14 protein-coding genes are annotated in these 14,487 nt (G+C 48.5%); 8 read left to right on the top strand and 6 right to left on the bottom strand.

Annotated features, from left to right (window positions below):
* Window positions 1–3 precede the first annotated feature (3 nt).
* A complete protein-coding gene (locus tag H6760_02670) occupies window positions 4–1,773 on the top strand; it encodes a type IV secretion system DNA-binding domain-containing protein (protein ID USN53057.1) in 1,770 nt (589 codons plus the stop codon).
* A 15-nt stretch (window positions 1,774–1,788) separates the two neighbouring features.
* Here the strand turns inward: H6760_02670 and H6760_02665 are convergent, their stop codons facing one another.
* Window positions 1,789–2,187 carry a hypothetical protein gene (locus tag H6760_02665; GenBank protein ID USN53056.1) on the bottom strand — a complete coding sequence of 133 codons (399 nt, stop codon included), beginning with the start codon at window positions 2,185–2,187 and terminating at the stop codon, window positions 1,789–1,791.
* Between the two features lie 170 nt (window positions 2,188–2,357).
* Here H6760_02665 and H6760_02660 point away from each other — a divergent pair, with 170 nt between their 5' ends.
* Window positions 2,358–2,618 (top strand): hypothetical protein, encoded by a 261-nt coding sequence (locus H6760_02660; GenBank protein ID USN53055.1) that lies wholly within the window; start codon window positions 2,358–2,360, stop codon window positions 2,616–2,618.
* Window positions 2,619–2,813: 195 nt separating this feature from the next.
* Here the strand turns inward: H6760_02660 and H6760_02655 are convergent, their stop codons facing one another.
* A complete protein-coding gene (locus H6760_02655) occupies window positions 2,814–3,212 on the bottom strand; it encodes a hypothetical protein (GenBank protein USN53054.1) in 399 nt (132 codons plus the stop codon).
* 260 nt (window positions 3,213–3,472) lie between these two features.
* Between H6760_02655 and H6760_02650 the strand changes: the two genes are divergently transcribed.
* Both H6760_02650 and H6760_02645 read left to right on the top strand, forming a co-directional pair.
* A complete protein-coding gene (locus tag H6760_02650; protein USN53053.1) occupies window positions 3,473–4,747 on the top strand; it encodes a DNA polymerase IV in 1,275 nt (424 codons plus the stop codon).
* 110 nt (window positions 4,748–4,857) lie between these two features.
* Complete coding sequence (locus H6760_02645) at window positions 4,858–5,181, top strand: hypothetical protein (protein USN54045.1); 324 nt, start codon at window positions 4,858–4,860, stop codon at window positions 5,179–5,181.
* Window positions 5,182–5,307: 126 nt separating this feature from the next.
* Here the strand turns inward: H6760_02645 and H6760_02640 are convergent, their stop codons facing one another.
* The 4 genes from H6760_02640 to H6760_02625 form a co-directional block, all read right to left on the bottom strand.
* Window positions 5,308–6,720 carry a carbohydrate binding domain-containing protein gene (locus H6760_02640; protein ID USN54044.1) on the bottom strand — a complete coding sequence of 471 codons (1,413 nt, stop codon included), beginning with the start codon at window positions 6,718–6,720 and terminating at the stop codon, window positions 5,308–5,310.
* A gap of 185 nt (window positions 6,721–6,905) precedes the next feature.
* A complete protein-coding gene (locus tag H6760_02635; GenBank protein ID USN54043.1) occupies window positions 6,906–7,505 on the bottom strand; it encodes a hypothetical protein in 600 nt (199 codons plus the stop codon).
* A 77-nt stretch (window positions 7,506–7,582) separates the two neighbouring features.
* Complete coding sequence (gene malQ / locus H6760_02630; protein ID USN54042.1) at window positions 7,583–9,064, bottom strand: 4-alpha-glucanotransferase; 1,482 nt, start codon at window positions 9,062–9,064, stop codon at window positions 7,583–7,585.
* A gap of 6 nt (window positions 9,065–9,070) precedes the next feature.
* Window positions 9,071–9,451 (bottom strand): phage holin family protein, encoded by a 381-nt coding sequence (locus H6760_02625; GenBank protein USN54058.1) that lies wholly within the window; start codon window positions 9,449–9,451, stop codon window positions 9,071–9,073.
* Window positions 9,452–9,701: 250 nt separating this feature from the next.
* On the opposite strand from H6760_02625, the gene H6760_02620 reads away from it, so the two are divergent.
* The 4 genes from H6760_02620 to H6760_02605 are packed head-to-tail and all read left to right on the top strand — an operon-like array spanning window position 9,702 to window position 14,480.
* Window positions 9,702–10,709 (top strand): hypothetical protein, encoded by a 1,008-nt coding sequence (locus tag H6760_02620; protein ID USN54041.1) that lies wholly within the window; start codon window positions 9,702–9,704, stop codon window positions 10,707–10,709.
* 43 nt (window positions 10,710–10,752) lie between these two features.
* Complete coding sequence (gene mnmA, locus H6760_02615) at window positions 10,753–11,871, top strand: tRNA 2-thiouridine(34) synthase MnmA (GenBank protein ID USN54040.1); 1,119 nt, start codon at window positions 10,753–10,755, stop codon at window positions 11,869–11,871.
* A gap of 60 nt (window positions 11,872–11,931) precedes the next feature.
* Window positions 11,932–13,278 carry an ABC transporter ATP-binding protein gene (locus H6760_02610; protein ID USN54039.1) on the top strand — a complete coding sequence of 449 codons (1,347 nt, stop codon included), beginning with the start codon at window positions 11,932–11,934 and terminating at the stop codon, window positions 13,276–13,278.
* A 2-nt stretch (window positions 13,279–13,280) separates the two neighbouring features.
* Window positions 13,281–14,480: an ABC transporter permease gene (locus H6760_02605; protein USN54038.1), complete on the top strand. Its 1,200-nt coding sequence runs from the start codon at window positions 13,281–13,283 to the stop codon at window positions 14,478–14,480.
* Window positions 14,481–14,487 lie beyond the last annotated feature (7 nt).

Below are 14,487 nucleotides of genomic sequence, written 5' to 3'. Positions count from 1 at the left end.
TCCATGAGTGAAGATATTAATTTTTTTGCTAAAACGAATTTCCGCAATCAGCAGCGGCGCTTTGGTATTAGAATAGATGATCGACGCCGTCACATGTACTTTATCGGTAAGACCGGTATGGGTAAGACGACGGTGCTTGAAAATATGATGATCCAGGATGTGCGAGCTGGTCATGGCTTAGCTGTGATTGATCCGCACGGTGACTTTGTGGAAAAGATTTTAGATTACATTCCTTCACATCGAATTAATGATGTGGTGTATATTAATCCGGCTGATGTAGATTATCCGGTAGCCTTCAACGTCTTAGAAAGTGTAAACCCTGCCCACCGCCACTTAGTAGCCTCGGGTCTTGTTTCGGTGTTTAAAAAAATGTGGAGCGACTCATGGGGACCTCGATTGGAATACATTTTGCGCAATAGTATTCTCTCCTTGATTGAGTATCCTGGGTCAACACTTTTGGGTATTCCTCGTATTCTCGTCGACAACGACTATCGATCAAAAGTGGTGGAGAAGCTAACTGATCCTATTGTGAAGGCTTTCTGGCATGAGGAATTCGGCCAATACGCTAACCAATTCCGTACCGAAGCTGTTTCACCTATCCAAAACAAGATTGGTCAATTTCTTTCCTCATCAATGATTCGTAATATCATTGGCCAGCCGAAGAGTACTTTTGATTTGCGGCAATTGATGGACGAGCAAAAGATTGTCTTACTGAACCTTTCCAAAGGCCGTATTGGTGAAGATAATGCAGCTTTGCTGGGTGGTATGATGATTACCAAGATTCAGTTGGCGGCCATGAGTCGCGTAGACATTGCGGAAAAAGATCGTAAAGATTTTTTCCTCTATGTTGACGAATTTCAAAACTTTGCCACTGAGAGCTTTGCCAACATTTTGTCAGAGGCGCGTAAGTATCGCTTAAATCTTATCATGGCTCACCAGTATATTGAGCAGTTAGATGAGCAAGTTCGCGCGGCTGTTTTTGGCAACGTCGGATCGATCGTGTGTTTCCGTGTTGGTGCCGCTGATGCAGAGTTTTTGGCTAAAGAGTTTGATCCCACCTTCACTGAGACTGATTTAGTAAACCTGACCAAGTACGATATTTATCTCCGCTTAATGATTGATGGAGTAGCTTCTGAGCCTTTTTCCGCTACAACTCTGGAGCCAGTGAGCGGTCCAACCGGTAATGGGCAAAAAGTGATTGAGGTGTCACGTGAGCGCTATGCTAAGAAGCGAGAGATTGTAGAAGATAAAATCCGCCGATGGACTGGAGTTGATGAAATCTTCCTCGGACAGGGTTCCCAGGGTGGCGGAAATCGTAGCGGCGGTAATAGGGGTGGAAATGATCGTCGAGGGGGAAGTGGACCGCGTCAAAATCAAGGCGGCGGATCTCGACAACGATCAGGCGGGAATGACCGAAATCGTCAACCAAATCCTCAAGGTAATCAAAACAGCTCCCGTCCACGCAATGAGCGAGAGCAGGGAAGAAACGATCGACCGAATTTTACACAAACGGCACCTGAGCCTGAGCAGTTGCGTGAAGTAGCTCCTGAGCCACCAAAAGAAATTAGCTTACACGAGGCGCTGAGTAAAGGTCCTGTGCAATTCACAGCGAAGCCTAAGAAGAAGCAACCTCAGGAAAAGAGTCAGCCAGCCAAAAATACTCCGAAGCAAGCTGAGCAGTCAAAGTCTGTTCAGGCACAAGAGAAACATAGTCAGCCACAGACGCAATCAGGTAAGTCTCTTCAACCTGGGCAGGTTATCAAATTTACATAAGAAGCCACCGCAGCACTAGGCCGCGGTGGTAGATTGTTCGAGCTCGGGAAACACGCGTTCCCGATCTTGGTGTGCCATGATCGCTGTTCTCACACGGTTGGTGACTTCCGTTGCTGTAGCTCCGGGCTTGAAGGTGATATCTCCTTCAGGATTTTCGATATCCCAGGTTTCCAGACGATCAGGGTTTCGGCGAGAGCGGAGAAGTAGACTGAAGCTAGCCGCACCCTTCGTGAGGCTGGTTTCGACTTCCAGGACTCTCCTAATGACCGTTGGAACTTCGGCCGTGGTGAGGATGGCTGACTCGGTTTGCAGTGGCACGATCACGCACTTTCGCGTTGCATGCAAAACATAGAGAAAGACTCGGACACCATGACGTTGGTGCAGTAGCGCTGCTCCGACGTTTCCGATGACCATAGTGCCTCCTTTGGTCAGGACGGTAAAGAGCAAAGGTCTGCAGTGTAGCCTAGAGCAAAGGCGGGGGATAGGCAAGGGCGAGACGAAAGTCACCCTCCTCGTTTGCACTCGGGGTTGACTTTCGGTTTTTCTTCGGTTATACTAGAAAGGTAAGTAAAAGCGAAAAAGCCATGCAATCCGAAGCATATACCCAGGAAGCTGATCCCATCGGCGTCTTAGTAGCCTTTCGCGACCGTCAGGTTACGCCGATTGCTTTTCATTGGGGCAAGAAGCGCTATCGAGTGGAGCGGGTGAATCTGACCTATCGGCGCCGAGATGGCAATAAGCTTTATTATCATTTTGCTGTTTCAAGCCAGGACAACACTTTTGATCTTTGTTTTGACACCATACGCTTGGAATGGTGTCTATGGAGGGCAAACGAAAATATATGACACCGCGTACGATTCGAGAAACAAAACAGGAGCGGGGCACAAAGCGCTGCAGTCAATGCGCTAAGCCTATGCGTGCTTTACCTTCCTTTGTGACGCATGCGATGAAGCCTATGTATTGCAGTGAGTGTGAAAAGGTGGAGTTTGTGAAGTAGAAAAAAGCCCAGCACACCGGAGTGTCTGGGCTATGTAGCTTCCTTACCAATAGATTGGGGCCTCGAAGCGACCAGAGTTGATCAGCTCGTTCATGCGCCACCTCGCGCCCCGTTGCCAGGACTTCCCAACATTGAGCCAGCGACTATGGCCCAATGAAGCGATTTCATAGAGCGCCCTCATCGCCCTTGTCCTGCTCTCGGGATTAGGGTTGTGCCGCGCGTTGGTCAAACGGATGAACTTGGCGAACTGATGATTTGTGCAGTGACCCAGGACTCCCCAGATGATGTTCTGGATAGACCTCTCGACGTAGCTACGGGTCAGCAGGACGTAAAGCCCAAGCACGACGTCGGTGTAGCTCGGTCCCTGAACGCCGCTGGAGAGAGTGACGCTGAGACCCATTGTCTCAGCTCGCAGTCTCATTTCGTCCTGTAGTTCGGGCACGATCTCTTTCCTCGGGACCGTACTCCACTTCATCAAGGAATAGTAGAGCGTTCTGAGAAAGGGTGATTCTTCGTTGATGTCTGATGGAGTCCTCGTTTGGTGAGCACTCTTGCGACTCATAGGTTTTACCTCCTGTGTAAGGAACACTGTCTCCACCACGGATGTGAGTAAGTGCTCACAGACACCCGATTCAGGGGCATCAGACAGTCCTCTTACTTACCACCCATAAGCTTGTTTTGTCAATCTAGTTAAGTAATCGTATGTCTCATTCTCGCCTCATTCTCCATTTCGATATGAACTCGTATTTCGCCTCAGTCGAGCAGCAGGCGAATCCGAAGTTGCGAGGTCGGCCGGTCGGCATTGCCGCCACCATGGCGCCGGGAGGCTGCATGATTGCCACTTCACGAGAAGCAAAAGCGTTAGGCATTGTGACTGGTATGCGGGTGAAGGATGGTTTGCACATTTATCCTGCCCTGAAGGTGGTAGAGGTTGATCCACCAAAGTATCATTCCACCACTGAAGCAATTTTTCGTATCATGGCTGAGTACTCTGAGGATATCGAGCCTTACTCAATTGACGAGGCTTTTGTTGATTTCACTGGTGACGCCCATTCACTTGATGAAGTGGCGAAGATAGGTGAGGCTTTTCGTCAGCGTATTTTTCGCGAGGTGGGCGAGTGGCTGCGGTGTTCCATTGGGGTAGCACCAACTCGCTGGTTAGCTAAGTTCGCCTCTGATATTGCGCCAAAGGGTGGGACGGTTGTGCTTGAGCGGCGCCAGGTGCCAAGCTACTTGGCCGGCCGACCAGTGACTGAGGCTTGGGGGATTAATAAGGGCTATGAACGTCGCCTGCATGCTTTAGGTATTTTTACTCTCGAGGATCTTTATCGCTATCCAGTTACTAATCTAATGGAGGCTCTCGGAGTGCGTGGCTATGAGCTCTGGGCAAATGTGCAAGGGATTGAATTAGGCGGTGTGCAGGAGGAGCGAGACCCGAAGTCAATTGGACATACGCATGTCTTGCGTGAACGTACGCGCGATCACACTTTTCACCGAGCGGTGTTGATGAAGCTTTGCGAAAAGACTGCTCGGGAATTGCGCCAGAAGAACTTAGAAGCCCATGGCATCTGGGCAATGGCTCGCAGTGTGCCAAGTGAATATACCCGTATGGCTGAAGGCGCTTCACACGGTGGACAGCGTAAGTTAGGTGATGGGCTACGCGAAGGGCGAAAGCTTTTTCAATTGGCCTGGGATATGTTAGCACCAGAAGTTCATGGACGCTTCCTTACTTTTTTAGGCATAGGCACTTTTCGCTTACGCCCAAGGAGCGGTCAGCTCAAGATTTGGCCCGAGGTAAATCACGATGCTGTTGAAGCAGTGATTGATCGAGTGCATGAGCGTTATGGTGCGTATATGTTGCGTTGGGGAGCAATGTGGAATGTACGGAAGCATGCGCAAGAGCGAGTGGGCTTCCGTAAAACTATTGCAGCAAGCACAGTATTGCATGATAATTCGCCAAGATTAGCAAGATTTTAGCTTTATATATTGACAAAATAAACGAAATGTGCTATTATATTGCCCAGATACGTTTTGTACATTGACTCAAACTCGACCTTTTGAGGTCGGTACATACGAGGAATACTATTATGGCACGCTTGTTTACGGGTTTGCTCAAGCTGGTCGGAAAGCACATGGGACTGGCGATCATTCTGTCGCCCTTTGCCATGGGTGTGTCGGTGGCGACTCTTGCGATCATCTCCCTCCTCATGTTTTGGGGAGGATTCCCCACGGTACTCGTGTTTGAAGGCACGGGTCATCGTCCCTTCATCGAAGGAGTCTATCGGGGTTTCTTCGGAGACCTCGGCCGCTGGTTCCTGCTTATTGCAGGCGGGATCCTCGGGTTCCTCACGCTATTGTCATTCATCCTGCATCTTTGCGGGAAGGAGGAGGTCAGTACTGAGGGCGCCTGATCCCTCCTCGTCTCTCGCCGCCAAGCTTCTTCGGAACTTTGGCGGCTTTTCATATACAAAAAAGCGCCTGAGAGAGTAAATCTCTTCAGGCGCTGTTGTAGATGTGTTGACGCATGGTTCCAGCCTCTAACGCACCATTACAATGCGTTTGATGGCATGGACACTAGCGCCGGTGACCTGGACAAAGTAAATGCCGCTGGGAGCACGGACACCGCTGTGCAGCAATCCGTCCCAGATGTAGGTATGAGTCCCGGCAGACAAGGAGCGAGACTCGCCAGCAATTTGACGTCCTCCCACGTCAAAGACGTTGATACGAACATCAGCTCGTTGCTCTAGAGCAAAGACTGCAGCGTTCGCTTGGGTGGCCAGGGCTGATGGTGTCGCGCTTTGTGCGTCACCGCCTCCGACGCTAAGTACCGGACGCAAGCTGACGTCGTCGATCCAGACCGGAGTACCAGGGTCCCAGTTACCAACCGCAAAACCGAGACGAGCAACACCACTACGATTGGCAGTGAAGCTTTGTCGCACCTCAGTCCAGCTACTGTTGAGCACGGGACCAAAGACGAGTCCGCGGTTCGCAAAGCTCTGTGGGTCAACCAGCTCGACCACAATAGTCTGCGGGTCACGATTGGTCCGGGCGTAGAAACGCAATTCATAGCGTTGTCCCTGTTGGACAGTGACAAGCTGCTGATACTGCGTTTCGTAGTACTGACCCGCTTGAGCTGGTCGTAGCTTGGCTGAGTGAGCACCACTATGGGACACAGCATCGCACAGAGCATAGCCGGGTCCAAAGTGATCCTCGAATCGCCAAGCGTGCTGGCAGACCTGATCGCACTCGAACCCTCCGTTCACAATGAGTTCACCTGGAGCACGGAAACAGTCTGCACTGGGATCAACCGGCACTATCGTTACGTTGTCGAAACGATAGGTCGCCGGATGTTCACCAATGTAGAAACTGAAGCGTGCATCAGAGATGGTCTCACTGGAGCGAAAAAGGTATTCGAAGCTGCGTCGATCGGTGTGCAGATCGCAATCAGCCCAGAGGCCGATCGAATCATAGCTGGCCGGATTGATAATTCCGACCGGTATGATGTGGCGAACGCTACTGTCGCCGTCGAAGCTCAGACGATACCATTGACCATTGATCAGCGGGATCGATTGCTTGAGCTGGACTTCGTAGTATTGTCCGCTACTCTGCACGGTGACGCGACCCTCATTGCTACAGGATGCTGCAGCGCGTCCATTGGGGTCCTCCAATTCCCATTCTGAGCAAGTGCCCTGGTCAAAAGCGCCGTTTTGGATGAGGTTTTCTCCACCTCCTCCATCACGACTGCAGCTGACTTGACCCTCGAGACCGATCTCGAATTCGCCACCTCCCATACTGGTGAATACGAGTCCACCTGCCGGCGTGGTGTGAAACTGGCGAAGGTCGCCGTTGTCACACACGTCGACATTCGCGTTGCCGCGCATGCCAAAAACGAAATGAGTGACTGTAGCAGTCGAGGCTTGAGCGTGGCAGAACAGAAGAATGAATGCCACGACCCAAGCCGTGGCAGTCTTCTGCACCACGTTTGAGCCTCCTCTTCCCTTTGTGAATATACGTTCCGTTCGATAGCTACTACTATTTCTAGACCGGCCAGTATACTAAAAAGAGGGCTTTTGTCAAGTCATACGTAAAATAAAAAAGGCCCTGAAGTGTTTACCTCAGGGCCTGGGAGATCCTCCTACTTGGGCACGAAAGTTGGCATGAAGTTGTCGACGACAGAAACCCGGTGGGCATCGATCTGGACCAAGAAACACTGCAAGCTCTTTGGCGTGATGCCCAGTTCGAGCATCTCCTTCGCAGCTGCCGCTTCTAGCACGATGATATTTGCGTCATCGCCATGCTCTTCACGGAGTCGTTGGAAGAAGAGTGGAATTTGATCGCACCTTTGCCATTCGGATTCGAAGAAGCGAACCTCTTGAATCCCGCCACCCAGGGCTGTGAGAGTGACGACGGCAGCCGGATCAGTCTGCGACCAGAATCCAACCCGGGCCAGCTCATCAGGTTCATACAGCTCGGCGCGAAGTGATGCGTGCAAGTGATGCAGTCTGTGCAGGTCTGACCGGTCGATCCCTCCAACTGCGAGGTTTCGATAGGCGGCCGTCACTACCAGGCATCCAGGAAAACGAACCACCCGCGGCCTTTCCGAGACTTCAGCTGTACCGTTCTGATGCCCCGGCTGGATTTGGTCCGCGACGAGATAGCGCTGCAGTAGTCGTGTGAAATCAGCTTGATTGCTGAAGGCTATTTGCTCGTGTACACGAGCCTGAATAAGCGACATCCGATTACCTCCATTTTAATGTGCGACCTATCCAAAATCTGTACAATACTTATCGCATTCTACAAGAAAAGTAAAGACTAGATCCGACGCGTTTCTTTGAGCAGACTTTTTAGCTCTCGCGCTGTTTTTTTGCTGAGAGAGGTCGAAGTCAATCTCCAGCTCCAGTTATTTCGCTTGGTGGCTGGGGTGTTTATACGGCTGCCCTGGCCAAGCGCAAGCAGGTCTTGCATTTGTATGATTACTATTTTCGCTTTGTTCCATAGCAGGGCGTGGATGAGATTTTGCCCAATGTGTTGGGTGTCGCTCTGCCCATAGCGTGTCGCATTCATTTTACTTGTGCGCTTTGCATTGTGGAACCACTGTTTGAGTGGAGGGAGGTCGTGGGTGCCGGTATAGGCTACACAGTTTATTGGATAATTATCAGGATGGTGCACACTTCGCTTGCCATCACTTAGGCCAAATTCAAGTATGCGCATGCCGGGAAATTGAAGAGCATTCCTTAGCGCAATCACATCCGGTGTTATGACACCCAGGTCTTCGGCCACACAGTGTAGGTGTTGAGCCTTTTTCTGAATTGCGCGGAAGAGTTTTTTACCAGGCACTTTTTCCCAGTGTCCACCCTTGGCTGTTTTTGCTTTTCCAGGAATAACCCAGTTCGCTGCGTAACCACGGAAATGATCGAGCCGGAGCATGTCATAGAGCTGACTTGCTTTAGCAAAGCGTTGCACCCACCACTGGAAGTGAGTAGCTGCGTGTTTTTTCCACTTATAAGCCGGTGAACCCCACAGTTGTCCGGTTTTAGAAAAACTATCAGGTGGAACTCCAAGTACTTGGAGGGATTTACCCTGCGGGCTTATGTAAAAAAGTTCTGGATGACTCCAAACATCAACGCTGTCATGCGCTACGGCGAAAGGGAGATCGCCAAAAATACGCACACCTTTTTTATTGGCATAGTCTTTTAATGACTGCCATTGTTGAGTAGCAACCCATTGGCCAAAAGCGTGCTGCTGTATCCTATCGCTTTGTTTCTCGCGAAACTTTTGCAGTGCTTTAAAATCTCGTTCTCGATAGACGTTGATCCAACGAAACCAGGGTCGACCTCGCTGCGTTTCTTTGATTGCCATATAAAGCGCAAAATCGTCTAGCCAGTCTTTTTCTTGCTTTTGAAAAGCAGCAAAGTCACGCCGTTGCTGAGCGCTTGCATGAAGAAGGAAATATTTCCAAGCTTGGTGCAAAATTCGGCGTTTTGTTTGCGCTACCTCACGATGGCGAACTCGTTTTGCATCACTCTGTAGCGCACGAGCAGTTTTTGCATCAAGGAGTTTCTGTTGTACCAGAAGTTCCGGGCTAATAAGTTGCCAATTCAGCGCAAAGGCGGAAACGGTATTAAAGGGTGACCCCAGCGAGTCAGGGATAAGGAGAGGCAGGATGGTCCAGTATCTCTGACCTGCTTCCTGCAGCCAATCTACATAGGTATACGCAGATGGCCCAAAATCACCAATGCCATAGGGACTAGGTAGTGAAGAGACCGGCAGTAAGACTCCGGAGGCGCGTTGCATGCAGGGCTATTTAGGTTGACCTAATACTTCCACTTTTGGTTTTGTGTTGCGCTTTTTTGTAAGTCCGTTGGTGAACCAAGAAATAATCCAAAGTAGTAATCCAGCTAGGAAAGCAGGTCCAAATCCATCAACCTGAAATCCTTGCACAAAGCTCGCTACAAACCAGATAAGCAGGGCATTAATCACAAAGGTGAAAAGTCCGAGAGTGAGGATGGTAACGGGCAGGGTGAGGATGATGAGCAGCGGTCGGATAACCGCGTTCAGGATGCCTAGGATAAGCGCGGTAATAAGCGCGGCATAAAAAGAATCAACCGCAAATCCAGGCAGGAGATAGGCGACCAGGAGGAGGGCGAGTGCGTTAAGAATCCAACGAAAAATAATATGCATACGAGCAGTATAACGTATTGTTTCTTTCCATGCCACTTTGGTTTTTTTGGGCTAAAAAAAGATTTCTGTTATACTGAGTCAGTGAAAACTTGTAAACAGTGCAAGAAAAAATATGAGGAGGGCAGTGAAGACTACTGCGCGTCGTGCCTCCAGCAGACCCAAAAGGAAATCCTCGGTCGCTGGGACGACCTTGAGGAATCGGATTAGGTCGACGCGAAACAAAAAAACAAAGTTGTATAGTATTCCGCGTTTGTATTGGCAGACACTTGTGCTTTCAATTGTCCTTTTTAGCATAGCTCTGCTCACCCGTTGGTATAACCCTGGAACTACATTAACCCCGGGGCCTATCACCAATACCTCAAGCGCAGAAAACGATTATTCCTTTGTCATACCAGAAGCGCCTGACCTTGACGCGCCACAAAGCTGGACCCTCAGTGATGAGCCGATCTTACGAGGTATTACTAATGTTTCAAGTATTGTGTACCCCGATGGCACGATCGCACTCTACTATGTGCAGGATGGGAATATTTATCGGAGAACTTCTCAAGATGGGGTAGAATTTGGTGATCCCGAGTCAACCGGCATTTCTGAGGACACTAGCATTCCTTTTGATCGCCGTCCGGAAATTCATAATCCAGCAGTGCTTCAAATTTCGAGTGAGTATTTCATCATGGTGTATGAGTTATCACCTCGACAAAAAATTGAAGTGCCGCAGATTGATCAACCTCGCGCTTTTTATGTAGCCTTTTCTTCTGATGGATTGCGTTTTAGCCAGCACGGCAAAATTGTTGATGGTGCTCGTAATGATGCAGGCTTGTTGAGTAGTCCTGATCTCCTGCTTCTCCCAAATGGCAACTTGCGTATGGTATATGAGTCTCAGGGTGATCGAATTGTGAGCATGCTTTCAGAAAATGTTGGTCAGGACTGGATCTGGGAAGGTGAACGCATAGCCGCAACGGTATATGATCCAGCGCTTCACTACCTAGGGGAGGATTACATTCTCTATTACGCTGCGCCGCGAAGTGACATTTCGCAAGACGGGAACATTGTACAAAGCTTGGCAATTTTCCAAGCCGAGAGCAGTGATGGACTCACTTTTACGAAAACCAATCAAGCCGTATTGCTCGGTCCAAACAATCGCAGTATTCGACAGCCGGAAGTTATTACGCAGAGCGATGGGAGCGTCCGTATGTATGTTGAAGTTTTGCGAGAGGGTACGACTGATGTCTATGACCTCTATACCGCGCTAGGCAAGTAAAGATGCTTGCATCAGGCTTCGGCATGTGGTACATTGCGTCGCTATGACGAAGAAGAAAAAAATCGCCGTAGGTATGTCCGGTGGGGTTGATTCTTCGGTTGCCGCACTTTTATTGCGAGACCAAGGATATGACATCACGGGCGTATTTATGAAAAACTGGACCAAGTCCAAGATTTCGCCATACTGCTCAGAAGAAGCTGATCGCAAAGATGCGGTCCGGGTTGCTACCCAGTTAGGCATTCCTTTCGAAGTCTGGGATTTTGAAGAAGAGTATCGTCAACGGGTTATGGATATCTTCTTTGCAGAATACGCTGCAGGTCGCACGCCAAATCCTGATATTCTTTGTAATAAGGAGATTAAGTTTGGATTATTTTTACAACGGGCGCTTGCCGAAGGATATGATGCAGTTGCAACCGGACATTATGCCCGAGTGCGTCATGATGCAGATGGGTCTCATCTTCTCCAGGGTTTAGATAGCAACAAAGATCAGTCGTATTTTCTCATGAGTTTAGATCAGCGCAGTTTGCCCTACGCGTTTTTTCCAATCGGTGAGTATACAAAACCTGAAGTGCGAAAGATGGCGCGAGAAGCCGGACTGCGCACAGCGGAGAAAAAAGACAGCCAGGGTATCTGCTTTGTTGGTCCAGTGAATATCGCTGAATTTTTACAAACACGCTTGCACAAGCAGCCCGGCGAGGTGATAACTCCAGAGGGTAAGGTTATTGGTCAGCACCAGGGAAGTATATTTGCCACCATTGGCCAGCGAGAAGGCCTAGGGGTGAGCGGCACGGGTATTCCGTACTATGTGGCAGTAAAAGATACCGAGCATAATCGTCTTATTGCCGTGCAGGGGAATAAGCACCCTTTGCTTTACTCTACCTGGCTGAGCATGATTGAGCCAAGTTGGACAATGAGAGAGCCAGAATTTCCTTATCATTGCCAGGCTCGCATTCGTTACCGTCAGCCAGCCCAGGATTGCGTGATTGAGAAGCAGGATGGGCACTTGCGCGTTTCTTTCACTACAGCACAGCGTGCAGTCACGCCAGGACAGTTCATCGTGTTTTATCAAGGGGATGAGCTTATTGGAGGGGGAATTATTGAGGCAAGTGAAGCAATGGCGGAACTTGCGCAAATGCCTATTTGGCAGGCAAAAACTAGATAAGTTCCTCAAAAAAGCGTATACTTAAAAGAGTTTTATTCAGCTGTCGGAGTATACGCGAAGGTGGGCAAGCAAGTACTACAGCCAATTATTGAAGTAAAAGACCTTAACGTGACCTATTTTATGGGTCGCAAGAATGAAGTGAAAGCACTTCAGCGTATTAACCTGGAAATTTATCCAGGTGAATTTATTATTTTCTTTGGCCCTTCGGGTTGTGGAAAGTCTACCTTACTCTATTCAATTGCTGGCCTAGAAACCCATACGCATGGAAATATTTCAGTAGATAAAAAAGACATTGCTCATCTGACCATGCGAGAGATTGCTGAGTATCGCCAGCATAAGATTGGCATGATTTTTCAAGCCTTCTATTTGATACCAACCTTATCAGTTCGCAAAAATGTACTTTTGCCGCAAATGGCAATTCATACTGCGGTGGCCGAGCGAACTAAGCTTGCTAACGAGCTTCTCAAGCACTTTGGCGTGATTACCCAGGCTGAAAAATTGCCAACAGAGCTTTCTGGTGGTCAGCAGCAACGAGTGGCTATTTGTCGCGCTCTAGTAAATAATCCCGACATTGTGCTTGCGGATGAGCCGGTTGGAAACCTTGATTCAAAGTCAGCCAATGATGTGATGGATTTGATTCATGAGCTAAATGAGAAAAGAAATAAGACGATTATTCTCGTCACGCATAATCCGGCCCATTTGCATTTAGCCCATCGGGTTTTTTATATGAAGGATGGGCAGATCATTCAGACGAAAGTGAACCGAGCTATTCATCCCGGCGTGAAAGAGGTAAAAGAGGTGCCGCCCGTTGTGCCGCATAATCTCGAATTACTCCTGCGATCATATACCACCTTAGAGCCTCAGCATATTGAACATTTGCTTCTGCCCTATAAGTCGCGTGAGATTGTTACCGAGGTGCTGACAGGATTAACACTTCCTCAATTGTCAAAGCTAGAGGAGCAAGTGCAGCACATGTTGATGAGCGGGCTGCGTGAGGATCAGCGTTTAGAACAGTTACTTGACCTCAATATTGAGGACGGCGGCTTTGGCTTGGATCATCGCACCGCAGAAAAGATGACTGAAAAGATCGCCCAGCTTGTCGAGGAAATTAAACTACTTCAGCAAAGAGAGGGCGAAGCGCAAGCTACAAGCGAAGAAGAACGAGTGCACACAATTCGACATTATCTCCTCGATGTGTTTGCTATTCATATGAGGAGCGCGGATGAACTGCGTCGTTTCAATACAGTACTTCAAAATCGTTTACAGGGTGTTATTGATCAAAAAGAAGCTTTTCGTCAATTTGATTTACCGTGGGATGAGGGCGGCTTAGGATATAACAGACAAACAGCTCGTAAATTAGCTCGCCGTCTAGAACTAATTATGTTAGGTAAGTATCAGGTCGAGTAAGTATGCGTATTCCGGATCTCCTTTCACTTTCGACGCGTATGTTTACTACCCGTCCAATGCGGACCTTTTTAACGATCTTAGGCGTGGGTATCGGTATTGGCGCAGTGCTCTTCCTCGTATCGCTAGGCTATGGTTTACAAAGAGTTATTTTAAGCCAAATTACCACCGCCGATGCATTGTTAAGCTTAGATGTTGCCCCTGGAGATTCCGGCTTGGTTGTGTTGGATGACGCATCCTTAAAGAATCTAGAGGATTTACCAGAGGTAACAGAAACTGCGCGTTTGAAGAGCTTTTCCGGCCAGATCCACTTCCAGGGCTTGAGCAGTGACTCCCTTTTACAAGCAGTAGACCCAAATTTTTTCAGACTACATGGCTTGCAAGTCGATCAAGGTGAAATATTTAGCAGTGAGGCAAGTCAGGCAATTGTGTTATCAAGTGCTGCCGCTAAGCTCTTTAATAAGAGTGCTGACGAGATGTTGCATCAAGAAGTGACTATGACCGTATATGTGGCACAGCTTGATGAGCAGGGTTTTGAAACCGTTGATGTGCGTGAGGTGGAGCAGAGCTTCACAGTTCAGGGAATTATTGAAGATGAAACATCAAGTTTTGCCTATGTGCCGCTTCAAGAGTTGGGCATTGATGACATTGAGTCCTATGACCTAGTAAAGGTGAAAGTAGCTGAGCAGGATGCGCTGGCGACTGTTCGTGATCAAATTATTGCTCGTGGATACCTTGTTTCCTCATTATCCGACATCATCTCCCAGGCAAATCAGATATTTAACGTGCTACAAATCATCCTCGGTCTCTTTGGATTAATTGCCTTAGTTGTTTCAGCAATTGGTATGTTTAATACCATGACAATTGCCTTACTCGAACGTATTAATGAAATAGGTATTATGCGCTCGGTTGGTGTTACGCGAGCGGATATTCGTAAGATGTTTTTAATCGAGTCAATGTTGATGGGCTTTCTCGGTGGTCTGGGTGGCGTATTATTAGGATTTTTGGCTGGTCAAATTACTAATGTTGGATTAAATTTCCTGGCGATGCGCTTAGGTGGACGCTCTTTAGATTTATTTTATGAACCACTGTGGTTTGTTGTGGTTATTATTGTTTTTTCCACCTTCATCGGTTTCTTAACTGGTATTTTTCCTTCACGTCGCGCTGCAAATATGGATCCATTGGAAGCGCTGCGATATAAGTAATAGTTTT

The sequence above is a fragment of the Candidatus Nomurabacteria bacterium genome (assembly GCA_023898465.1).
GTDB lineage: Bacteria > Patescibacteriota > Patescibacteriia > HK-STAS-PATE-3 > HK-STAS-PATE-3 > HK-STAS-PATE-3.
The sequence above is the reverse complement of the archived record's forward strand: the minus strand, read 5'-3'. Positions and strand labels throughout refer to the sequence as shown.